Consider the following 20,862-nt stretch of genomic DNA (forward strand, 5'->3'; position numbering starts at 1 on the left):
CCTGCTCGATCCTACTTGTCCGTGGCGGTTTCCGCCTTGTCGACAAGGGGCGTTTAGCCGCTTGGCCCCTTGAATGCAAGTCTTATCCGGCCGCAACGGTTGACCGGGCAAAGACCCGCTGTTAGCCATCCACCCCGACCCCCGCCAAGCAGGAGGCTCGACCATGAGTTTTTCCGAAGCCGTCGCAACCCAAGGCCCGCTGCTGCGACTCTGGGTCGGGTGGATGACCCTGCTCATGGTCGCAACGCCGCTCCTGCTCCTGATCCATAGATCCTGCCGACGCGACGGAGCGGTTCTGCTGGCCGCTGCAATCGCGAATATCTCCTTCATGATGTGGCTTTACGGACAGATGGGATTCGTGCGGCTCTTGGGGTTGCCGCATGTGCTGATCTGGACACCCCTGGCCGTCTATATGGTGCGGATGCTGCGCCATCACCACATGCCGCGCCTGCCGCGCTTGGCAAGCTGGACATATCTGATCACCATCATCATATCGCTCGTGTTCGACTATATTGACGTCGCGCGCTGGCTCTTGGGGGAACGTGGCCCAATCCCACCCGCCTGACATCACATGGATCAGCCGCGCCGCGCCTCCACCTCGGAAATCGCCGCCGCCACGGCCTCCTCGATGCTCATCCTTGAGGTATCCAGTTGCACCGCATCCTCGGCGGGCTTCAACGGGGCCGCCGCGCGGGCGCTGTCGCGCGCGTCGCGGGCGCGCAGATCGGCCAGCACCTCGTCATAGCTCACGTCATGGCCGCCTTCGGTCAACTCCTTGAACCGCCGCTCCGCGCGGATGTCATCGCTGGCGGTGACGAACAGCTTCACCTCGGCCTCGGGGCAAATCACCGTGCCGATGTCGCGCCCATCCAGAACCGCTCCGCCCGCACGTCGCGCGAAGGCCCTTTGAAAATCCACCAAGGCCTGACGCACCTCGGGGTCGGCCGCCACGCGGGAAGCCGCCTGCGCCACCTCGGGCGTGCGCAGGTCGCCCGCCTCCAGATCCGCAGCTTGCAGGGAGTTCGCCGCCTCAACCGGATCGGTGCCGTCCAGCGTCCGCCGCCCCGTGGCGCGATACAAAAGGCCGGTATCGAGATGCGCAAAACCGAAATACGCGGCCACCGCCTTGGAAACCGTCCCCTTGCCCGCCGCCGCAGGCCCGTCGATCGCAATGGTAAATGCCATATCTCACCCCATGTCCTGCCAAGAGACCTAGAGGAAGAACGCAAGCCCCTCAAGCAACTCGGATATCTTCTTCTTTTCAAAAATATCCCAGGGGGCCGCCCGAAGGACGGCGGGGCAGAGCCCCGAAATCGAACGGTCCGGAAATCTTTGGAGCGGGTAACGGGAATCGAACCCGTAACTTAAGCTTGGGAAGCTCGCGTGATACCTTTTCACCATACCCGCGCCGAGCCCTGTAGTTAGGCAATCCCCCCCGCGGGGTCAAGGCCGTTTTCCGCAGGGAAAACGGAGCGGAATTTTTGAAAAATTCCGCGCCCCGCCTCAGCCCCGGCGCCTGCGCCGACGTCGCCCGCCCTCGTCGCCACCGCCATCGCCGCCGGTGTTGAAGCTGACATCGGGCAGCGGCACGATTTTCGACAGTTCCGGGAAGGGGTCGGTCTTGTGCGGGATGGCATTGGCCGCCACGAAGTGATCCTGGAACTTCGGCTCGATGGCGGTTTCCACCTTGGTGATCTCGCGCACCACGCGCTCGATCTCAACCCGGGCGGCCACGTTGCACAGGGCGATCCGCGCGCCGGTGCCCGCCGCGTTGCCCGCGCTTGTGACCTTGTCCAGAGGCACATCGGGGATCATGCCCAGCACCATGGCGTGTTTCGGGCTGATATGCGCCCCGAAGGCCCCGGCCAGCACCACGCGATCCACCTTGTCGACCCCGCGTTCATCCATCAGCAGGCGCGCGCCCGCATAAAGCGCCGATTTGGCAAGCTGGATCGCGCGAATATCGCCTTGGGTGACGGGAATGCGCGGCCCGCCCTCGGCGGTGGCGTCGTGAATGAGGTAGGCGTGGGTGCGCCCCTCGGGCACAGACCGCGCCGTGCCCGTCGCCTCGGCCGAGCCGATCAGCCCGCTTTCGTCCATCAGCCCCGCCATGCGCAATTCGGCCACGGCCTCGATGATGCCAGACCCGCAAATGCCGGTGATGCCCGTAGCGGCGGTTTCCTCGGCAAATCCCTCTTCGTCCGACCACTTGTCACAGCCGATGACGCGAAAGCGCGGCTCCTTGGTGTCCGGGTCGATCTGGATGGCCTCGATGGCCCCCGGCGCGGCGCGCTGCCCGCTTGAGATTTGCGCGCCCTCAAAGGCCGGGCCGGTGGGCGAGGAACAGGCCAGCACGCGGGATGTGTCGCCCAGCAGGATTTCGGCATTGGTGCCCACGTCCACGATCAGGACCAGATCCTCGGATTTGCCGGGTTCTTCTGACAGGGCGACGGCGGCGGCATCCGCGCCCACGTGCCCCGCGATACAGGGAAGCACATAGGTCCGCGCCCGTGGATTGATGGCGAGCAAATCCAGTTCCCGTGCGGGCATGGAGATCGAATCCGAGGTGGCCAGCGCAAAGGGCGCCTGCCCCAGTTCCACCGGGTCGATCCCCAGCAGAAGGTGATGCATCACCGGGTTGCAGACGAAAACCGTTTCGACGATCAGATGCGGCTCGATCCCCGCTTCCTTGGCGATTTCCTCGGCCAGTGTATTGATTGCATCGCGCACCGCGCGGGTCATTTCCTGATCGCCGCCGGGGTTCATCATCGAATAGCTGACCCGGCTCATCAAATCCTCGCCAAAGCGGATTTGCGGGTTCATGATGCCCGAGCTGGCCTTGACCTCGCCGGTGTCCAGGTCGGTCAGGTGGGCCGCCACGGTGGTTGAGCCGAGGTCGATGGCCAGCCCATAAAGCCCAGCCTCGTGCAGCCCCGGCCAGATGTCGATCACACGGGCCACATCATCGGTATGGGATTTGTGCAGGGCGACGGTGACCTGGAACTTGCCCTTGCGCAGCGTGGGTTGCAGCTTGGACAAAAGCGAGCTTTCGGCGCGAATCTCGGGGATGTCCCATTCGCGCGTGAGCGCGCGTTCCAGCCGCTCCAGATCGCCGGTGGGTTCGTGCATGTCGGGCTCGTCCACCTCGACGAAATAAAGCCGCGTGGCCGGGTCCATGTCGATCACCCGGGCCGAGGCGGCCTTGCGCACCACCTGCCGGTGGACCTGGGATTCGGGGGGAACGTCAATGACCACGTCGCCCATCACCTGCGCCTGGCACCCCAGGCGGCGGCCCGGTTTCAGGCCGCGCTTGTCGTCATAGCGTTGCTCGACCGCGTTCCATTCCGACAGGGCATCGTCATGCACGGTGACGCCATGCTTGGAAAACTCGCCATAGCTGGGCGTGATCTGACATTTCGAGCAGATGCCCCGCCCGCCACAGACCGAATCAAGGTCGACGCCCAACTGCCGCGCGGCGGTCAGAACAGGCGTGCCCTTGGGAAAGCGCCCGCGCTTGCCCGAGGGGGTGAAGACGACAAGCGGATCTTGCGACATGACCGGCACCTCATATTCCCGAAAGTTGACCGCAACATAGACCTTTAGAGCGCCACTAACAGCCCGCAACCGTCAGAAAATGGCATTCCAGCGGCATAGCGGATCAGACGCGGCGCACGCCCTGCCCGATCAGCGCCTCGATCGCGCCCTCGCAGCGGGGTTTGTCGGTGCAGGCGATGCCATCGCGCACCAGTTCCACCTCGACTCCACGATCCAGCGCCGCCTGCGCGGTGCGGGCAAGGCTGTGCGCCCCGTCCTGCCCCATGATCCGCAAGTGCCCGACTCGCAAGACATCCAGCAAATTGTCCAGCTCGCCGGTTTCGAACCCGTCCTCGGCCCAGTGGCGGATGACGTGATCGGCCATCCCCTGAAACGGCACAGCCAGAGGCCCCGAGGACGCGCGCGGCGCAATGAGGCGGGCCACGGGTGCGGCGACCTCATGCTTGAGGGCAATGACCGGGAACCCGCGATCCTGCGCCACGGCCACCTCGCGCGCCACGGCAGCTTCAATGCGGCTTCGGGTGGCCTCGTCATAGCGCGCGGCGTTCCAGCTTCCGGCCTGCAAATCCACCAGCAAAAGCGCACGGCCCGGGCGCGGCGGCACCGTTGGCCCCTGGCTGACCTGCACCATCCGGCGGGAGGCGACCCACCACCAGACCACGGCCAGCCCCGCAACCAGGAAAAGCACGGCCCAGATCATGCCGCACCTTGCGGCGAAAGGAAAAGGTCAAAGCGGTCAAGCATCTCTTGCCTCTTGCCGCCAAGGGCCACGGCTTGTCAATCGACAAGGATTTTGATCCTTGTCAGGGCGCTGTTGTACTCTGCTGCTATGACCCCGGTCGGCATCAACGAAAAGGACGTCCCATGACCCCACCGCTCGAAGGTATCACCGTTCTGGACCTGACCCATGTTCTGGCGGGTCCCTTCGCCTCGATGACCATGGCCGACCTCGGCGCGCATGTGATCAAGGTGGAACGCCCCGGCACCGGCGACGACACCCGCAGTTTCCCGCCCTTCAAGGACGGTGAAAGCGCCTATTTCGCCGCCATCAACCACGGTAAGCAAAGCATCGCGCTTGATCTCAAGGCCGATGGGGACCGCGCGATATTCGACCGACTTCTGGAGCGTGCCGACGTGGTGCTGGAAAACTATCGCCCCGGCACCATGGAAAAGCTGGGCTATGGCTGGGAAGACTTGCATGAACGCCACCCCCACCTGATCTATGGCGCGGTCAGCGGGTTCGGCCATTCCGGCCCCGAGGCCCTGAAACCGGCCTATGACATGGTGGTACAGGCGCGCGGCGGGGTGATGTCGATCACCGGCGAGGCGGGCCGCGACCCGGTGCGCGTGGGGGCCAGCATCGGCGACATCGTGGCGGGCATGTACCTTGTGCAGGGCGTGATGGGCGCATTGATGGTACGCGGCCAGACGGGCAAAGGGCAAAAGGTGGATGTGGCCATGCTCGACAGCCAATTGGCGATTCTCGAACACGCCATCGCGATCACCACCACCACTGGCACCTCTCCCGGCCCCACCGGCGCCCGGCATCCGTCGATCACCCCGTTCGAGACCTTCCACGCCGCCGACGGGCTGTTCGTCATTGCCGCCGGGAATGACGCGCTTTTCGCCAAGCTCTGCGATGTGCTGGGCCTGCCCTTGGCCAATGACCCGCGCTTTGCCACCAACCCCGCAAGATGCGAGAACGCCCGCACGCTCAAGCGGCTGATCGAGGCGATCACGCTGGACAAGCCCAAGGCGCACTGGATCGAAAAGCTGGAGTCCGTGGGCGTGCCTACCGGCCCGATTCAGAATGTCTCCGAAGCCCTGCAGGACCGTCAGATTCTGGCACGCAATATGGTGGTGGACGTGCTGGGCGAGGACGGGCAGCCGAAATACGTGGCCGCCGGCAACCCCATCAAGATGTCCGGCCTGGACGACCCCAAAACCCGCCGCCCCGCGCCCTTGCTGGATGGCGACCGGGCCACGATATTGAAGTGGCTGGATGCGCCTGCGGGCGACACGCCTTCGGCCAAAAAGAACAAGACCTGAGGTCAGAATCGCCTAGGGTGGCAGGTGCAGCCAAACCATCGAAGGCACCGCCACCATGAGCTCCACCGCCAAACCCCGCCGGGGCCGCGCCCGCGCCCGCCAAAACACCGTCACCGCCGCGTTTGATCGCGCTTGGCGGCAATGGCGCAACCCCTACCCGCCGGTCGAACAGTTTCGCCCCGACGAGGTTGAGGCGATTCACAAGACCAGCCTGCGGGTGCTGTCGGATATCGGCCTCAAAGTTCTGGATGACGACGCGCGCAGGCTGCTGGTCAAGGCGGGGATGACGGAGGCGGGCGATCAGGTGATCCGCTTCGACCCCGATCTGGTGATGGAGCTTTTGGGCCATGCCCCGCGCGAGGTTACCCTGCATGGGCGCGGCCCCGACCGCGACGTCAGCCTTGGCGGCAACAAGGTGGCGATCTGCACCACCGGCGGCACGCCAAACTTCTCGGATATCAAAGGGGGGCGCCGGCCCGGCACCTTGGCCGATCTCGATAACCTCTGCCGCGTGGCGCAGGGTTTTGACGTGATCCACGTCATCGGCCCCTTTGTCGAGGCGCAGGACATACCGCCCAACCTGCGCCACTTCGCCATGACGCGCTCGGTCCTGACGCTGACCGACAAGGTGCCCTTCGTCTTCTTTCGCGGCGCGCAAGCGGTCGCCGATGCCTATGAGATGATCCGCTTGGCCCACGGCCTGAGCGAGGAAGAGTTCCGACAAACCCCGGTTTGCTATGGTGTAGCCAACTCCAACTCACCTTTGCAACTGGATCACCTGATGTGCCGCGGCATCATCGATGCCGCCCGCGCGGGGCAATTGATGGTGCTGACACCGTTCACCCTGTCGGGGGCCATGGCCCCGGTCACCCTGCCCGGCGCATTGGCCCAGCAAAACGCCGAGGCCATGGCCGGGATTGCCCTTTCCCAGATCGCGCGGCCCGGCGCGCCGGTCTGCTATGGCAGTTTCACCACCAATGTGGATATGAAAACCGGCTCACCGGCCTTCGGCACGCCCGAATACACCAAGGCCGCTTTCGCCTCGGGGCAGCTGGCGCGATTTTATGGCCTGCCGCTGCGGTCCTCGGGTGTGACCGCCTCGAATACGGTGGATGCACAGGCGGCCTATGAGCATCAGATGTCGCTTTGGGGGGCCTTGATGGGCGGCACCAACCTTTTGCTGCACGGGGCGGGGTGGCTGGAAGGCGGGCTGACTGCCTCGGCCGAGAAATTCATCGTGGACGTCGAACAGCTCCAGATGTTTGCCGAGCTTTTCAAACCGGTGGAGGTAAACGAGGCGACACTCGGGTTCGACGCGATGCAAGAGGTTGGCCACGGCGGGCATTTCTTCGGCACGCAGCATACGCTGGAGCGGTTCGAAACCGCGTTCTATTCGCCGCTGGTCTCGGATTGGTCGAACTATGAAAACTGGGCAGAACGCGGGGCCGAGGATACCCAAACCCGTGCGCACCGGATCTTTTTCGAGACGGTCGAGGCGCATGAGCCGCCGCCCTTAGCCCCTGAAAGGCTTGAAGAAATCGACGATTTCATCGCCCGCCGCACGGCAGACGGCGGGGCCGACATTGACCGGTAGGCGCAGGGCTTACCCCTCGCGCCGAATATCCGCGCCCAAATCGGCCATCAGCCCCTCGAAAATCGGGAAAGAGGTGGCAATCGGCCCGCCGTCGTCCACCCGAACGGGGGCGTTGCTGGCCAGTCCCAGCACGAGGAACGACATGGCGATACGGTGATCCAGATGGCTGGCGCAGGTGGCCCCGCCGGCGACATTGCCAAAGCCCTTGCCATGGACGATCCACCAATCCTCGCCGTCTTCCACCTCGACGCCATTGGCGCGCAGGCCGGTGGCCATGGCCTCGATCCGGTCGCTTTCCTTGACGCGCAGTTCCTTGACGCCGCGCATCACGGTTTGCCCCTCGGCATAAGCCGCGACCGCCGAGAGGACGGGGTATTCGTCGATCATGCTGGCGGCGCGTTCGGGCGGCACTTCGATGCCTTTCAGGTTCGGCGAAAACCGCGCGCGCAGGTCGGCCACAGGCTCCCCGCCTTCTTGGCGCTCGTTCTCATAGGTCAGGTCGGCGCCCATCTCGCGCAGGGTGGTGAAAAGGCCCGCGCGGGTGGGGTTCAGCCCGATATTGGGCACCAGAATGTCCGAGCCTTCGGTGATCAGGGCGGCACAAACCGGGAAGGCGGCCGAGCTGGGATCGCGCGGCACTTCGATGGTTTGCGGCTGCAACTCGGGCTGGCCCTGCAGGGTGATGACCCGGCCCTCGTCCGTTACCTCGGTTGTGATCGTGGCGCCGAAACCTTCGAGCATCCGCTCGGTGTGATCACGGGTGGCCTCCTGTTCAATCACAACGGTTTGGCCGGGGGCATTCAGCCCCGCCAGAAGCACTGCCGACTTCACCTGCGCCGAAGGCACCGGCACGGTATAGCGCACCGGCAAAGGCTCCGCCGCGCCAATAATGGTCATCGGCAAGCGCCCGCCCGAACGGCCCACGGCCTGTGTGCCGAAAAGCGCCAGAGGGTCAGTGACCCGCGCCATGGGGCGTTTGTTGAGGCTGGCATCGCCGGTGAAAGTGGCGGTGATGGGCGAGGTGGCCATGGCCCCCATGATCAGCCGCACCCCCGTTCCCGAATTGCCGCAATCGATCACCTGATCGGGCTCGGCGAAACCGCCCACACCGACGCCGTGGATATGCCATGTGCCATCCGCATCGCGCACCACCTCGGCGCCGAAGGCCTGCATCGCCTTGGCGGTGTCCAGCACGTCCTGCCCTTCCAGCAATCCGGTCACCACGGTCTCGCCCACGGCCATGGCCCCTAGGATCAAGGAGCGGTGCGAGATCGACTTGTCCCCCGGCACCTCGGCGGTGCCCGAGAGACCCGAGGAACGGTGCGCGATCATGGGGATGGGGGTGCCGTGGCCGGACATGGGCGTGCCTTTCATAGGAAGATCGCAGGCCTGATAGCGCAAGCACCGGCGCGCGTCCATCCGGCTTGTGAATGCGCAGCGCGGTCAAGGCGGCGAACCGTCGGCAACCCATTGGTTAACAAAGAAAACCCTGATCTGCATCGCGTCGGTCTCACGTCGGTCGTTTTTACCACGCCCCCATGGTCAACAGGGCGCGCGGTAAGAAAGGTACGGGAGTTTCGTACGGTTTGCCTGTGGTCGCCTCACGAGGACCGACGTGATGAGCGGCTCCGCTGCGATGGCGGCGGCACGAAATCTTGAAAAGATTTCGATCCGATTTCTTTTCAAGAAATCGGCACCCTGACCAAAATCACCCTTTGGCGGCGATCACGATGAATTCGACCTTGTACTCGGGCGTGGCCAGCTTTGCCTCGCCGCAGGCCCGCGCCGGGGCGTGGCCCTCGGGCACCCAGGCATCCCAGACCGCGTTCATCTCGGCGAAATCCGCCATATCGGCCATCCAGATCACGCATTGCAGGATGCGGGTGGCATCCGATCCGGCCTCGGCCAGAAGCGTCTCGACCCGTTCGATGCAGGTTTTCGTCTGGTCTGCCACGCTGTCGCCGGGGTTGCCCACCTGTCCCGCCAGATAGATGGTGTCGCCATGGGTGACGATCTGGCTCATGCGTTGGCCCACGTGGGCGCGGGTGACTTCGGTCATCGGGGTGTCCTTTCTAGGTATCAAATCGGGTGGGCGACAGGGCCGCCACGGTTTCGGATGGCAAATCGGGCGTCTGCCCGGTGATCAGGGCCGCCGTGAGGCGGGCCAGCGCCGGGGCGGTCTGCACCCCGTAGCCGCCCTGACCGGCGAGCCAGAATAATCCTTCGGCCCGTGGATCAAAGCCCACCACCGGCGTACGGTCGGGAGCAAAGCTGCGCAGGCCCGCCCATGAATGTTCCAGCCGCGTGACCGGGTGGGTCACCGCCTGTTCAAAGCGATAGAGCCCCTCGGCCAAAACCATGTCGTCGGGCCAGGCGTCATGCGGATCGACCGGGTCTTCATCCGCCGGAGAGACCATGAGCTTTCCGGCCTCGGGCTTGGCGTACCACGACTCGGTGATCGCCCCGAACAGCGGCCAGCGGTCCACGTCATAGCCTTCGGGCGCGGGGATGATCGCCGCCGAACGGCGGTAGGGTTGGATGCCCAAGGGACGCGTACCAGCCAGTTCTGCCACCGGATCGGCCCAGGCCCCACCCGCGTTCACCACCACCGGCGCGGTATAGGTTTCCCCGCCCGCCGTGACCTGCCACGCCGAATGGCCCCGGGTGATGGATTGCACCTCGGCCCCGGTGACAACCTGCCCGCCGCGCGATTTGAGCAGCCGGGCGTAGCCCTGCAACATGCGGTCCACGTCGATATCCTGTGCGTCGCGTTCCAGAACCGCACCGGCGATGGGGCCGGGTTTGAAGATCGGCACCAGTTCCGCCGCTTCGGCCCCGGTCAGCCGCTCCAACCCGGTGGCCCCCTCGCAATAGGCCTCCAAAGTGTCCATCTCGGCCTCGCCCGCCACCATCAACTCCCCGCGTGGCGAAAGAAGCGAGTGGTCGGAAATGCCCTCGGGCGCCTCGAAGATCGGCGCGGCGGCGGCATTCAAAGCGCGCAGCGTGGCGTTGCCGTAGTTGCGGATGAAGATCGCCGCCGAGCGGCCCGTGGAGTGATAGCCAATCTGCGCCTCGCCCTCCAGAACCAGCACATTGGCCCCCTCGGCCAGTTCCGCCGCCGCACTGATCCCGGCGATGCCGCCGCCGATGATGATGACATCGGCGTGTGTCATGCGTCCTCGAACCCTGTCAGGGTGGCGGCAAGGTTGTCGCCCAACTCGTCACAGAGGTATCCGCCCTCCTGCACGAACAGCGTCGGCAGGCCCAGCTTGGCAATCGCCGCCCCGATACGGCCAAAGCCGGTGGTGGTCACGGCGAAGCCCTGAAACGGGTCGCCCTCGAAAGCATCAAGGCCCAGCGCCACGACGATCACGTCGGCCCCGAAATCGGCGATGCGTGTCAGGCCGCTGTCGAGCGCGGCAAGGAAGGCATCATCATCGGTGCCGCGCGGCAGCGGCAGGTTGAGGTTATAGCCCAAGCCGCGCCCTTCGCCGCGTTCCTGCGCGTGACCCCAGAAGAAGGGGTAGAACCGCACCGGATCAGCATGAAGCGAGACGGTCAGCACGTCGTCGCGATCATAGAAAATCCCCTGCGTGCCATTGCCGTGGTGCACATCGACGTCAAGGATCGCGGGCCGCAGGCCCTTCATGCGCAGGTGTTCGGCGGCGATGCCGGCGTTGTTGAGGAAACAGAACCCCCCCGCCAGATCGCCAAAGGCATGGTGCCCCGGCGGACGGCACAGCGCATAGGCGGCCATGTCGCCACCCGCCACCAGATCGGCGGCGGAAAGCGCGGTTTGCGCCGACCAATAGGCCGCTTCCCACGTGCCCTCGCCGATGGGACAGGCCGTATCGGCCTGATGAAAGCCCGCCTGCCCCACCGCCGAGCGCGGGTAACCATCGGTGCGATTGGCAGGGTGGATGTTCGGGATCACCTCCTCGCCCGCATCCGGGATGCGTTGCCAGCGGGTATAGATATTGCGCAGGAAGGTCAGGTATTCGGGCGAATGCAGCGCGGCGATGGGGCCTTGGCCGTGGTCGGTCGGGGCCGAAACCTCGCATTGCGCGGCTTGCGCCCCGGTCAGCAATTTCTCGATCCGCGCGGGTTGTTCGGGGCATGGCAGGCGCTTGCCGTTGGCCATGAAATGCTTGGGGTCATGGTGCCATTGCCGCTCGTCGAAAATCGCCTTCATTTTGCATGCCCTTTCAGTTCCTCGAACCCCTCCGGGTCCAGCTTCATCACCGTCGCGCCTGTTTGCGGGCCGAAACCCAGCCGCTCGTAGAATTTGCGCGACTCGGTCGAATGTTCATAGACCGCCAGCGTCAGCCACTTGGCGTTCCACCAATGCGCCGCCAGCATCGCCGCCCCCGCCAGCAATCGGCGGCCAAGGCCATGCCCCCGCCCCTCGGGCGCGACCCACAGGTCCGACACGTAAACCCCCGCCGCACCGCGCACGGTGGACAACGTGGGGCTGTAAAGCGCCACGCCGCGCAGGTCCTCGCCCTCCATCGCCAGCGTCGCATAGGCGGCAGGGTGCACCCCGAAAAGCGCCTGTTCCAGCAACGCCACGTCGCCCTTGTGCTCATCGCCCAGATCGGCGCTCAGCCGCCGCAACCCTTCGTCCAGCAAGGGCAGGTCCGCGGGGGTATCCACCACGCGCAGGGTGATCTCGGTCATGTCAAATCGCCAATCTGTCCGCGCCCTTGAGGCCGAGGATGTCGCGCGCCTCGCCGGGGGTGGCCACCTCGCGGCCCAGCCCCTCGACAATGCCGCGGATTTTCTCGACCTGCTGGGCATTGGTTTCCGCAAGCGTGCCGCGCGCGATGGTCAGGCTGTCCTCCAGCCCCACACGCACATGCCCGCCCATGGCCGCCGCCATGGTGATCAATGGCATCTGGTGCCGCCCCGCCGCCAGCACCGAGAACATGTAATCGTCGCCGAACAGCTTGTCGGCGATCCGCACCATATGCGTCAGGTTCTCGGGGTCCGGCCCCATGCCGCCCAAGACGCCAAAGACGAACTGGATGAACAGCGGTGCCTGCACGAACCCGCGATCCACGAAATGCTTAAGCATGTAGAGGTGCGACAGGTCATAACATTCGAATTCGAACCGCGCGCCACGGTCGCGGCCCAGTTCGGTCAGGATACGGCCAATGTCGCGCGGGGTGTTCTTGAAAACCAGATCATCGGTGCCTTCGAGGAACGGCTTTTCCCAGTTGTGCTGCCACTCGGTGATGCGCTCGGCCATGGGGTAAAGCGCGAAGTTCATCGACCCCATGTTGAGCGAGGCCATCTCCGGTTCGACCCGTTTGGGCGCGGCAAGGCGTTGGTCCAGCGACATGATCGCGCTGCCGCCCGTGGACAAGTTCAGAACCGCGTCGCATTCGGCGTGAATGCGCGGCAGAAAGCCCATGAAATGCGCCACATCCGCCGAAGGCTGGCCGGTGTCCGGGTCGCGCGCGTGCAGGTGCAGGATGGAGGCGCCCGCCCTGGCCGCGCCGATGGCCTGATCGGCGATCTGCTCGCCCGTCACCGGCAGGTGCGGTGACATGCTGGGCGTATGAATGGAGCCGGTGACGGCACAGGTGATCAGGATTTTCCGCATGGCGGCCTCTTACGCGATCTTGTCCAGCTCGGGGCGGATTTCATCGGTGAACTGCGCCAGGGAGGCATCCAGCATCCCGGCAATTTCATCAAGGTGGGTGTCGTTCACGATCATCGGCGGGGCGACGATGATATGATCGCCTTCCACCCCGTTGCGGGTGCGGCGGGAATAGACGATCAACCCCTTTTCATAGGCGATATTCACGAAACGGTCGAAGGCCTTGAGGTGTTTGGGCAAGGGCGCCTTGCTCCCCCTGTCGGCCATGAACTCGAAGGCCGTCAGAAGGCCCATGCCCCGCACGTCGCCGATGATCGGATAGCGCTGCATAAGCCCTTCAAGCCGCTCCATCAGCTTTGGGCCCATGGTGGCCGAGTTCTGCACCAATCCCTGCCGCTCGATCTCGTCGATCACGGCGGCGCCCGCGGCACAGGCCAAGGGGTTCCCGGCATAGGTATAGCCGTGCAGGAACCCGCCCCAATCCAGAACCGCCTCGACCAGCCGCTCATGCGCGGCCATGGCCCCCAATGGCACGTACCCGGCGGCAAAGCCCTTGGACATCACGATGATGTCCGGCTCCAGGTTCCAGTGCTCCGAGGCAAGGAAGGCCCCGGTGCGCCCCGCGCCTGTCATCACCTCGTCGAGGATCAACAAAACACCGTACTTGCGGCAAATCTCCTGCACCCGCTCCATATAGCCCCTGGGCGGGGGCAAGGCCCCGGTCGAGGCCCCGCCGACGGGTTCGACCATGAAAGCCAGAACGCTGTCGGGGCCTTCCTCGATGATCTTCGCCTCAAGCATATCCGCGTAATGATGGCCCGTCGCCTCGTCCTCCGGGTCCAGCCCGTCAAGATAGGCCCTCGGCGCGGGTACCTTGGGCATGGGTTGCATCATCGGATCAAAGGGCTTGGTCAGCGGATCGTAGGAGGTAATCGCCAACGCCCCCAGCGTACAGCCGTGGTAACTGGGCGCACGCGAGATGATCTTCCACCGGCTGTCCTGCCCCACGGCGATGGCGTATTGCCGCGCCAGTTTCATCGCGCTTTCCACCGCTTCGGAGCCGCCCGAGACGAAAAACACCCGGTTCAGCCCTTCAGGACAGAGCGCCGCCGTTTTCGCGGCCAGTTTTTCCGAGGCTTCGGTCTCGAAATGCAGGCGGTAGCCGAAGGTGCTTTTTTCCATCTGGCGGCGCATCGCCTCCAGCACGTTTTCGTTGGAATGGCCGATGTTGCACACCATCGCGCCGCTGGAGCCGTCAAGATACCGCTTGCCGTCCACATCCCACATGTAGACGCCGCGCGCTTGGTCCAGCATCGGCCGCCGTTGTCGGCCTTGGTAAAACAGGTGGCTTGGTCTTTCGTTCATCGTCTTATCCCGGCAATGCGGCGCAATCCTGCGGGCGCAGGTGCAAATGCACCTCTGCCCCTTCCGCGAAAGGATGGCCGTCAATCATGTTGATCGCTTGCAGTTGGGTCTCGCCCGCCCGCACGAAATAGCGCACGGCCTGCCCTTGGTAATCGACGGTTTCCACCGTCGCCGGGACCGATACGGCACCTTCGGGCGCGGGGCCATCGGAAAGTTGCAGTTTCTCGGCCCGGATCACCAGTTTCGCGGGGCCTTCGCCGGTGACGCGCGGGGCTTTCTCGGACGGGATGGTCATCTGGCCGAAAATCGGCGCCTCCACCGTCACACCGCCCCCGGTTCCGGTGCACTTGGCCTCCATGATGTTGGACGCCCCAAGGAAGTTGGCCACGAATTCCGACGCCGGGGTATTATACACCTCTTCGGGCGCGCCCACCTGTTCGACCCGGCCTTCGGACATCACCACGATCTGGTCCGACATGGCCAGTGCCTCGGACTGATCGTGGGTCACGAAAACCGTGGTCACGCCGATGCGTTCCTGAATGCGCTTGAGTTCCACGCGCATGTCCTCGCGCAGGTTGGCGTCCAGCGCCGAAAGCGGCTCGTCCAGCAACAGGACATCGGGTTCGATCACGATGGCACGCGCCAGCGCGATACGCTGCTGTTGCCCGCCCGACAGCTCCTTGGGGTAGCGCTCGCCCACATGCGGAAGCTGCACCAGTTCCAGCGCGTCCTGCACCCGCTTGGGAATCTCATTGGCGGGCACATCGCGGTATTTCAGGCCAAAGGCCACGTTCTCGGCCACGGTCTTATGCGGGAACAGCGCGTAGTTCTGAAAGACAAGACCAAGGTTGCGCTTGTGAATCGGCACGTCGTTGACGCGCCTGCCGCCGATCAGGATCTCGCCCTCGGTCGGATCAAGCAGCCCGGCGATCATCCGCAGGTTCGTCGTCTTGCCACAGCCCGACGGCCCCAGCAGGGTGATGAACGCGCCCTCGGGAATCTCAAGCGAGCTTTGATGCACGGCCGTAAAGTTGCCGAAGCGTTTGACGATATTATTCAGGGTGACGGAACTCATCTGCGGTGTCCTTGCTCAGGCGTCTGGGGTATCCCGCCCCGGGTCGGAGGCCGGGGCGGGACGACTTATGCGTCAGGCGTCAATAGCCCTTCTGCACGCGGCCGAAGGTTTTCGACCACTCTTGCTCATTGCCGTTCCAATAGGCCGGATCGGCAAAGGTCAGGCCATCCAGTTTGCCCGTCGGGTCAAAGGCAGGCAGGCTCGGGATCTTGTCGCCAAGGTCCACCTTCTGCGGGTCAAGCGCGGGCGGATAGTTCTGCCCTTCGGCCACCGCGATCGAGGTTTCCGGCGCCAGCATGAAGTTGAGCAGTTCCTCGCAGGCTTCCATCGGGCTGCCCTTGATGACGAACAGGCACTCCTGCCAGCCCATGCCGTTGGGCGGATCGATATAGCCCATATCGTGGCCTTGCTCTTGCAGGGCATAGATACGGCCCGACCAGCCTTCGGTCACGTAGACCTCTTCCTCGGCCAGCAGGCTCATCAGTTCGGCGCCCGATCCCCAGTATTTCAGGCTCAGGTCACGGTGCGTGCGCACGGCATCCCACGCGGCGTCGATATCCTCGATGTTGTTGGGGTCCTGCCCGGTTTGCAGCGCGGCATACCACAGGCGGGTACGCCAATCGCTCCAACCGGCGATCTTGCCCTTGTAGGCCTCGTCGATCAGCAGCTTCGCGCCCTTCTCCTTGGCCTCTTCGTCCGAGATATGCTTGCGGTTATAGGCAATGCCGGTGGTGCCATAGTCATAGGGCACACAGGACAGCTTGCCGTCGCTCACCTTGCGGAACACGTCGACCAGCTTGGGAATGACGTATTGCAGGTTCGGGATGTTGTCCTCGTTCAGAACGGTGCTGAGCCCGAGGTTGTGATAGCGGGCATAGTCGAAAACGCCCGAGAGGTGCGCGATGTTGTACTCGCCTTCCTGGCTGGCCTTCACACGGCTGAGGTATTCGTCGCCGCCGCCGAAGGTGCCGTCGACCACGTTGATCCCGGTTTTCTTGGTATAGGGGTCAAAGGCATATTCGCGGAAGGCTTCCGACACCACGCCGCCCCAGCCGTCAAAGCGCACCTGGCTGACGGTCTGAGCGTTGGCATATTTGGCAAAGGGCGTCTGCACCCCGTAGGCCAGACCGGCCGCGCCGATCAGCCCGAGGAAGGAGCGGCGGTCGAGGTCGCCGTTCATGTACCGCTCGCGCAGGCGCTCATAGCGGGTTGTGTTATCCATTTTCTTGGTCATTCGTCTCTCCTTGTTGGTTGGATCAATGTGGATCGAGCGGTTCTAACCGCCGCTCTTCTTTGCAACTTGTCGCGCGATGGCGAGGCCCAGCAAGGGCAGGCCCACCGTCATCACGATCATCACCGTGCCCAGCGCGTTGATCTCGGGGCTGATGGAATTGCGCAGCATGGCGAAAATCTGGGTCGGCACGGTTTCAACCCCGCCGGGCTTCCAGAACAGCGTGCCAGTGATGTCATCGAAACTGATGGTAAAAGCGAACAGCGCCCCCGCCAGAACCGCGGGCAACATCAGCGGCAGGGTAACCTGGAAGAACGTCTGCCGCGGGCTGGCGCCAAGGCTCATCGCCGCCTCTTCCACGTCGCGCTTGATCGACACCAGCCGCGCCTGCACCACGAGGATGACGAACGGCAGGGTGAAAATCACGTGGCCCAGCAGAAGCAGGGTGAAGCTCTTGTTGATCTGAAGGAAGTTCAGGAACAGCAGCAGCGCCACCGCCAGCACCACCTCGGGCACAAGGATGGGTGCGATGAGCAAGGTGGAAATCAGGTTCGACCCCGGCACCTTGTATCGCACCAGTGCCAGACTGGCCAAAACGCCAAGCGTGGTGGAAATCATCGCCGTCAGCAGCCCCAGCACGATCGAGGTGCGGAAGGCCCGCAGGATCGCCTCGTTCTGGGCCAGCTCCACGAACCAGCGGAACGACAGACCCGTCATCGGGAAGCTTCCGAACTGGCTGGCATTGAACGACAGCAGCACCACCACCGCCACCGGCAGGAACATGAAGGTATAGACCAGAATGGTCCAGATGCGCACAAGGTTCCACCCCATCAGCCCAGCCCCTTCATCAGTTGCGCCATGCCAAGATAGCGGTTGTAGATCAGCACCAAGGCCCCCAGCACCACCAGCAACATCAGGCTCAGCGCCGACCCCAGCGGCCAGTTGAGCTGCGTGATGATCGCCTCGAAGACGAGGTTGGCGAACATCGCATCCGTCGGCCCGCCCAGAACCAGCGGCGTGATATATGTCCCCGCGCCCAGCACGAAACACAGCAGGCCACCGGCGGCCAGACCGGGCAACGACAAGGGCAGCGTGACGTTGGTAAACGCCTGCCAGCGCGTCGCGCCCAGCGAGTTGGCCGCATCCTCAAGGTTGGTGTCGATCCCGTCGAGGCTGACGAACACGTTCAGCACCATGAAGGGCAGCAGGAAGTGCACCAGCCCGAGGATCACCGTCGTTTCGTTGTAAAGCATCTGGATCGGTTCATCGATGATGCCCACCGACAACATCACGCTGTTGAATGCCCCCGACACCCCAAGGATGTTGATCCAGCTCATCGTGCGGATGATGTAGCTGATCCAGAAGGGCAGCATCAAAAGCAACAGCAGGATCGCCTTGTTGCCCTTGCTCCGCGCGATGAAATACGCCGCCGGATAGCCCATGAGGGCACAGACAAGCGTGGTGATCGCGGCGATCTTCAGGGTGTTGAGCAGGATATCGCGGTAAAAGGCATCCGTCAGGGCCTCCTGCCAGTTATCCAGGTAAAACCCCACCTGGTCCGCACCCGTCGCCGTGCGCAGCCAGAAGGAATAGACAACGATGAACAAGAGCGGCACGAACAACAACAGTGCGACCGCCGATAACGCTGGCGACAGCAAAATCCAAGGCTGTCGCGCCTCGCGGGCTTCGACCGACATGCATCTCCCCTTTATCCAATGCCCCTTTTTGTGGGGCTTGGGTTGACGATGCAAAGCGCATGAGCATTAATCAAATAGATAATCAGAATGTTAACTATAGATGAAATCAATGGACGCCCCCTCACGCCCCGACCGGATGATGCGCGACCTCGACTGGAACCTGCTCCGCAGCTTCGTAGTTCTGGCACAGTCGAAATCCGTCACCGAAGCCGCCCATAAACTGCGCCTGACGCAGCCCTCGGTCTCGGCCGCGCTCAAACGGCTGGAGGACCGGGTGGGCAAGCGACTGATCGACCGTAAACCGGGGCATTTCCAACTGACGCAGGCGGGCGAGGTGCTCTATCGCGAGGCGATGGATATCCAGGGGTCGATCCTGCGCCTGTCCACCCTGATGCGCGACATGACCGACGAGGTCACGGGCCATGTGCGTGTCTCGCTGGCTTCGCATGTGGTCTGCCCGCTGTTTGATGCGGTGCTGGCCGAACATCACGCCGGGCATCCGCGCGCCACCCTCAACATCGACGTGCGCTCCTCCTCCGAGGCGGTCGATAGCGTCTCGGGGCGGCTTTCCTCCTTCGCCATCTGCCTCGTGAACCGGCGCGACCCGAAACTGGAATACCGGCGATTGTACCGCGAATTCTTCGGCCTGTTCTGCGGCCCGCCACATCCGCTTTTCGGCCGCCGCGGCCTGACTCGCGCCGACCTTGCCGGGCATTCCGCGGTCAGCTTCGACACCGACCGCTTGCAGGACGCGCTCAAGCCCGTGGCGGTGATGCGGGCCGAGGCGGATATGGGCGAGTTGGTGGTCGGCACCTCCAGCCACCTCGAAGAGGTCCGCCGGATGATCATCGCGGGGCTTGGCATCGGCCCCCTGCCCCTCCACGTCGCCAAGCGCGACGTGGACGACGGGCTGATGTGGCAACTGCCCCCCTACGACCAACCCCCGGCGATTGACGTGCACGTGGTCTGGAACCCCAAGGCGACGCTGAACCGGGCAGAGCAATCCCTGCTGGATCGGCTACTGGCCCGGATCGAGGCAACCCCGATGGAGGAGCGGACGTATCGGTGAGGGGCATCGCCTTCGTTTGGTGTGCAGTCTCGCGCACCACTTTGGAGGAGCCGCGCGGGGTGAATGGCAGCTGTGCGCAGGAAGGGGGGGGGGTGCGAAGCTTGGCCAGTTTCCCGACAGCGGACCTTCGTGCCATGTGCAGCTAATTCGGGCTGTGAGCCCACTTTGACGGATGCTGCACCAGGTGCGAATGTCCGGTTCTCAAGAGGTGGCAAAAACGACCGTTTTTGGCGACATCGGGCAGAAGTCGTCCTTAGGCTTTGCAAGTGGGAAGCCGATATTGGTATAATAACCTTAGGAAAAAATTAGGGCCGCCCCATGGGCGGCCCAGCTATAGCGTCGGGGGTCCGTCACGAACAAGCGCGCTGCCGACCGCATCCCGACGTTTCAAGACAGAATGTAGTTGGAAGGACGCTAAATGTCAAGATTTCTGACAGCGGCTGATGTGCAGGTCATACAAAACTTGCTCTCAGCCGAAAGGCTAGCGACCTTCCAAGGGCTGACGGCCTCAGGGTCGCCCGAGGATGCGATCGAGCTCCATCAAACGACCATGAGCTTGGGTGTATCGATCATGGCAGTCACCGGGTTGATCGAGGTTTCCCTACGTAACGCCGTTTGCCACGCTATGAACAACAATTTCGGCGGGAACCATTGGTTACGAACACCTCCCCAAAACACGTTCAAGTGGGCGTCCTTGGAAAAGGGGTCCATTGAGAAGGCCACGCAGCAAGCACAACGAGCAGCGTATTCGAAAATGACTGGGCCCCATAAAACCGCGTTGGATGCCCAAGCTTATCCCAATGGTGTGCCACAAAATGAAAATCACAGAAAGATAGCCAAAAAGCGGCAATCCGTGATCTCCGTGCCCGATTGTCAGGTAATCGCTCAGCTCACGATTTTCTTTTGGAAGCGTATGTTTTCAGAGAACTACGAGCAGACGCTCTGGAAGCCAGCTTTGAAAAAGGTCTTCCCTAACAAGACGCTTGATCGCTCAGATGTCGCAGACCACCTTGAAGTGATTTACGAAATGCGAAATCGACTGGCCCACCATGAGCCGGTGTATGGGGCTCGCCTTAGAAAAATTCTTGAATCCATCGATTTCGTCGCACTCAATATTTACAGCAGAAAGCCTTCACTTGAGAATCCATTCGCTAAACTGATCATGCCTCAGCGGGATTTGCTGCATGGGCAAGTGGCGATTTTTGAAGCTACCTTCATACGTCTAACGCCATGAGATAGGCTGCTTTCTAACAGCACAGCAATGCAGCTCGTCTACGCGAGACATCTTGGACAGAAACGACCGTTTCTGACTGCCTCGCTTGCTCGAAAGCAGTCATTGGCGCAACCGCAGCGAAAGCCCGCTCCGTCCCACACTGCCGCTGCTCGCCTGACCCGGCGTGAAGGTCCGCTCTAACCTGCCCGGCAGTTTCGCGCCACGTCTGCAATGGGCTGAAATAAGACAATCACATCACACACCTCCTAACGACCACACACATCCTCACCCGAAAACCTTAACATCACGTTACACAACAGAAACGCACACCCAGATCTGTACAGTCTGTACATCCCACGGCCCGGACCGCGCCGATTTCCGTACAAAACCCACGTACAAAACGGACAACCTG

The 20,862-nt window shown here is 63.3% G+C and carries 19 protein-coding genes and 1 tRNA gene; 5 read left to right on the forward strand and 15 right to left on the reverse strand.

Annotated features, from left to right (window positions below):
- The first annotated feature begins 163 nt into the window (after nt 1-163).
- Complete coding sequence (locus FDP25_RS05165; RefSeq protein ID WP_154149579.1) at nt 164-565, forward strand: hypothetical protein; 402 nt, start codon at nt 164-166, stop codon at nt 563-565.
- An 11-nt stretch (nt 566-576) separates the two neighbouring features.
- On the opposite strand, the gene cmk is transcribed toward FDP25_RS05165, so the two are convergent.
- The 4 genes from cmk to FDP25_RS05185 all read right to left on the reverse strand — a co-directional run bounded on the left by cmk (nt 577) and on the right by FDP25_RS05185 (nt 4,255).
- Nucleotides 577-1,185 (reverse strand): (d)CMP kinase, encoded by a 609-nt coding sequence (gene cmk, locus FDP25_RS05170; RefSeq protein ID WP_154149581.1) that lies wholly within the window; start codon nt 1,183-1,185, stop codon nt 577-579.
- A 148-nt stretch (nt 1,186-1,333) separates the two neighbouring features.
- Nucleotides 1,334-1,407 (reverse strand) — tRNA-Gly (locus FDP25_RS05175).
- Between the two features lie 96 nt (nt 1,408-1,503).
- Entirely contained in the window at nt 1,504-3,555 is a 2,052-nt protein-coding gene (locus tag FDP25_RS05180) for an ASKHA domain-containing protein (protein WP_154149583.1), read from the reverse strand.
- 103 nt (nt 3,556-3,658) lie between these two features.
- The gene (locus tag FDP25_RS05185) at nt 3,659-4,255 is read right to left on the reverse strand and encodes an isochorismatase family protein (RefSeq protein WP_154149585.1); all 597 of its coding nucleotides are present in this window, start codon (nt 4,253-4,255) and stop codon (nt 3,659-3,661) included.
- A 164-nt stretch (nt 4,256-4,419) separates the two neighbouring features.
- Between FDP25_RS05185 and FDP25_RS05190 the strand changes: the two genes are divergently transcribed.
- On the forward strand, nt 4,420-5,604 hold the full coding sequence (locus FDP25_RS05190) for a CaiB/BaiF CoA transferase family protein (RefSeq protein ID WP_154149587.1): 1,185 nt from the start codon (nt 4,420-4,422) through the stop codon (nt 5,602-5,604).
- A 55-nt stretch (nt 5,605-5,659) separates the two neighbouring features.
- Nucleotides 5,660-7,198 carry a trimethylamine methyltransferase family protein gene (locus FDP25_RS05195; protein WP_154149589.1) on the forward strand — a complete coding sequence of 513 codons (1,539 nt, stop codon included), beginning with the start codon at nt 5,660-5,662 and terminating at the stop codon, nt 7,196-7,198.
- A gap of 9 nt (nt 7,199-7,207) precedes the next feature.
- On the opposite strand, the gene aroA is transcribed toward FDP25_RS05195, so the two are convergent.
- The 11 genes from aroA to FDP25_RS05250 all read right to left on the reverse strand — a co-directional run bounded on the left by aroA (nt 7,208) and on the right by FDP25_RS05250 (nt 18,168).
- Nucleotides 7,208-8,557 carry a 3-phosphoshikimate 1-carboxyvinyltransferase gene (gene aroA, locus FDP25_RS05200; protein WP_154149591.1) on the reverse strand — a complete coding sequence of 450 codons (1,350 nt, stop codon included), beginning with the start codon at nt 8,555-8,557 and terminating at the stop codon, nt 7,208-7,210.
- A gap of 349 nt (nt 8,558-8,906) precedes the next feature.
- Nucleotides 8,907-9,257: a RidA family protein gene (locus tag FDP25_RS05205; RefSeq protein ID WP_154149593.1), complete on the reverse strand. Its 351-nt coding sequence runs from the start codon at nt 9,255-9,257 to the stop codon at nt 8,907-8,909.
- Nucleotides 9,258-9,270: 13 nt separating this feature from the next.
- Nucleotides 9,271-10,371, reverse strand: coding sequence for an NAD(P)/FAD-dependent oxidoreductase (locus tag FDP25_RS05210; RefSeq protein WP_154149595.1), 1,101 nt, complete (start codon nt 10,369-10,371; stop codon nt 9,271-9,273).
- Nucleotides 10,368-11,390, reverse strand: a complete 1,023-nt coding sequence (locus FDP25_RS05215) for a histone deacetylase family protein (protein WP_154149597.1) — start codon at nt 11,388-11,390, stop codon at nt 10,368-10,370. The genes FDP25_RS05210 and FDP25_RS05215 overlap by 4 nt, the downstream gene beginning before the upstream one ends.
- A complete protein-coding gene (locus FDP25_RS05220; protein WP_154149599.1) occupies nt 11,387-11,875 on the reverse strand; it encodes a GNAT family N-acetyltransferase in 489 nt (162 codons plus the stop codon). Before FDP25_RS05220 ends, FDP25_RS05215 begins: the two co-directional genes overlap by 4 nt.
- Nucleotide 11,876: 1 nt before the next feature.
- On the reverse strand, nt 11,877-12,803 hold the full coding sequence (kce, locus tag FDP25_RS05225; RefSeq protein WP_154149601.1) for a 3,5-dioxohexanoate:acetyl-CoA acetone transferase: 927 nt from the start codon (nt 12,801-12,803) through the stop codon (nt 11,877-11,879).
- A gap of 9 nt (nt 12,804-12,812) precedes the next feature.
- The gene (locus FDP25_RS05230; RefSeq protein ID WP_154149603.1) at nt 12,813-14,165 is read right to left on the reverse strand and encodes an aminotransferase family protein; all 1,353 of its coding nucleotides are present in this window, start codon (nt 14,163-14,165) and stop codon (nt 12,813-12,815) included.
- Between the two features lie 4 nt (nt 14,166-14,169).
- Nucleotides 14,170-15,240, reverse strand: a complete 1,071-nt coding sequence (locus FDP25_RS05235) for an ABC transporter ATP-binding protein (RefSeq protein WP_154149605.1) — start codon at nt 15,238-15,240, stop codon at nt 14,170-14,172.
- Between the two features lie 79 nt (nt 15,241-15,319).
- Complete coding sequence (locus FDP25_RS05240) at nt 15,320-16,462, reverse strand: extracellular solute-binding protein (protein WP_154153137.1); 1,143 nt, start codon at nt 16,460-16,462, stop codon at nt 15,320-15,322.
- Between the two features lie 54 nt (nt 16,463-16,516).
- Complete coding sequence (locus FDP25_RS05245) at nt 16,517-17,302, reverse strand: ABC transporter permease (RefSeq protein ID WP_154149607.1); 786 nt, start codon at nt 17,300-17,302, stop codon at nt 16,517-16,519.
- Nucleotides 17,302-18,168 carry an ABC transporter permease gene (locus FDP25_RS05250; protein WP_154149609.1) on the reverse strand — a complete coding sequence of 289 codons (867 nt, stop codon included), beginning with the start codon at nt 18,166-18,168 and terminating at the stop codon, nt 17,302-17,304. The genes FDP25_RS05245 and FDP25_RS05250 overlap by 1 nt, the downstream gene beginning before the upstream one ends.
- Before the next feature lie 109 nt (nt 18,169-18,277).
- Between FDP25_RS05250 and FDP25_RS05255 the strand changes: the two genes are divergently transcribed.
- Together FDP25_RS05255 and FDP25_RS05260 are read left to right on the forward strand one after the other, a co-directional pair.
- Nucleotides 18,278-19,237 (forward strand): LysR family transcriptional regulator, encoded by a 960-nt coding sequence (locus FDP25_RS05255; RefSeq protein ID WP_154149611.1) that lies wholly within the window; start codon nt 18,278-18,280, stop codon nt 19,235-19,237.
- A gap of 418 nt (nt 19,238-19,655) precedes the next feature.
- Complete coding sequence (locus tag FDP25_RS05260; RefSeq protein ID WP_154149613.1) at nt 19,656-20,471, forward strand: Abi family protein; 816 nt, start codon at nt 19,656-19,658, stop codon at nt 20,469-20,471.
- The last annotated feature ends 391 nt before the right edge of the window (nt 20,472-20,862 follow it).

The organism is Roseovarius bejariae, assembly GCF_009669325.1.
GTDB lineage: Bacteria > Pseudomonadota > Alphaproteobacteria > Rhodobacterales > Rhodobacteraceae > Roseovarius > Roseovarius bejariae.

Excerpts from the sequence above, each read along its gene's own strand:
- FDP25_RS05165 (WP_154149579.1), top strand. The coding sequence starts at position 164 with ATGAGTTTTTCCGAAGCCGTCGCAACCCAAGGCCCGCTGCTGCGACTC.
- cmk (WP_154149581.1), bottom strand. The coding sequence starts at position 1,185 with ATGGCATTTACCATTGCGATCGACGGGCCTGCGGCGGCGGGCAAGGGG.
- FDP25_RS05180 (WP_154149583.1), bottom strand. The coding sequence starts at position 3,555 with ATGTCGCAAGATCCGCTTGTCGTCTTCACCCCCTCGGGCAAGCGCGGG.
- FDP25_RS05185 (WP_154149585.1), bottom strand. The coding sequence starts at position 4,255 with ATGATCTGGGCCGTGCTTTTCCTGGTTGCGGGGCTGGCCGTGGTCTGG.
- FDP25_RS05190 (WP_154149587.1), top strand. The coding sequence starts at position 4,420 with ATGACCCCACCGCTCGAAGGTATCACCGTTCTGGACCTGACCCATGTT.
- FDP25_RS05195 (WP_154149589.1), top strand. The coding sequence starts at position 5,660 with ATGAGCTCCACCGCCAAACCCCGCCGGGGCCGCGCCCGCGCCCGCCAA.
- aroA (WP_154149591.1), bottom strand. The coding sequence starts at position 8,557 with ATGTCCGGCCACGGCACCCCCATCCCCATGATCGCGCACCGTTCCTCG.
- FDP25_RS05205 (WP_154149593.1), bottom strand. The coding sequence starts at position 9,257 with ATGACCGAAGTCACCCGCGCCCACGTGGGCCAACGCATGAGCCAGATC.
- FDP25_RS05210 (WP_154149595.1), bottom strand. The coding sequence starts at position 10,371 with ATGACACACGCCGATGTCATCATCATCGGCGGCGGCATCGCCGGGATC.
- FDP25_RS05215 (WP_154149597.1), bottom strand. The coding sequence starts at position 11,390 with ATGAAGGCGATTTTCGACGAGCGGCAATGGCACCATGACCCCAAGCAT.
- FDP25_RS05220 (WP_154149599.1), bottom strand. The coding sequence starts at position 11,875 with ATGACCGAGATCACCCTGCGCGTGGTGGATACCCCCGCGGACCTGCCC.
- kce (WP_154149601.1), bottom strand. The coding sequence starts at position 12,803 with ATGCGGAAAATCCTGATCACCTGTGCCGTCACCGGCTCCATTCATACG.
- FDP25_RS05230 (WP_154149603.1), bottom strand. The coding sequence starts at position 14,165 with ATGAACGAAAGACCAAGCCACCTGTTTTACCAAGGCCGACAACGGCGG.
- FDP25_RS05235 (WP_154149605.1), bottom strand. The coding sequence starts at position 15,240 with ATGAGTTCCGTCACCCTGAATAATATCGTCAAACGCTTCGGCAACTTT.
- FDP25_RS05240 (WP_154153137.1), bottom strand. The coding sequence starts at position 16,462 with ATGGATAACACAACCCGCTATGAGCGCCTGCGCGAGCGGTACATGAAC.
- FDP25_RS05245 (WP_154149607.1), bottom strand. The coding sequence starts at position 17,302 with ATGGGGTGGAACCTTGTGCGCATCTGGACCATTCTGGTCTATACCTTC.
- FDP25_RS05250 (WP_154149609.1), bottom strand. The coding sequence starts at position 18,168 with ATGTCGGTCGAAGCCCGCGAGGCGCGACAGCCTTGGATTTTGCTGTCG.
- FDP25_RS05255 (WP_154149611.1), top strand. The coding sequence starts at position 18,278 with ATGGACGCCCCCTCACGCCCCGACCGGATGATGCGCGACCTCGACTGG.
- FDP25_RS05260 (WP_154149613.1), top strand. The coding sequence starts at position 19,656 with ATGTCAAGATTTCTGACAGCGGCTGATGTGCAGGTCATACAAAACTTG.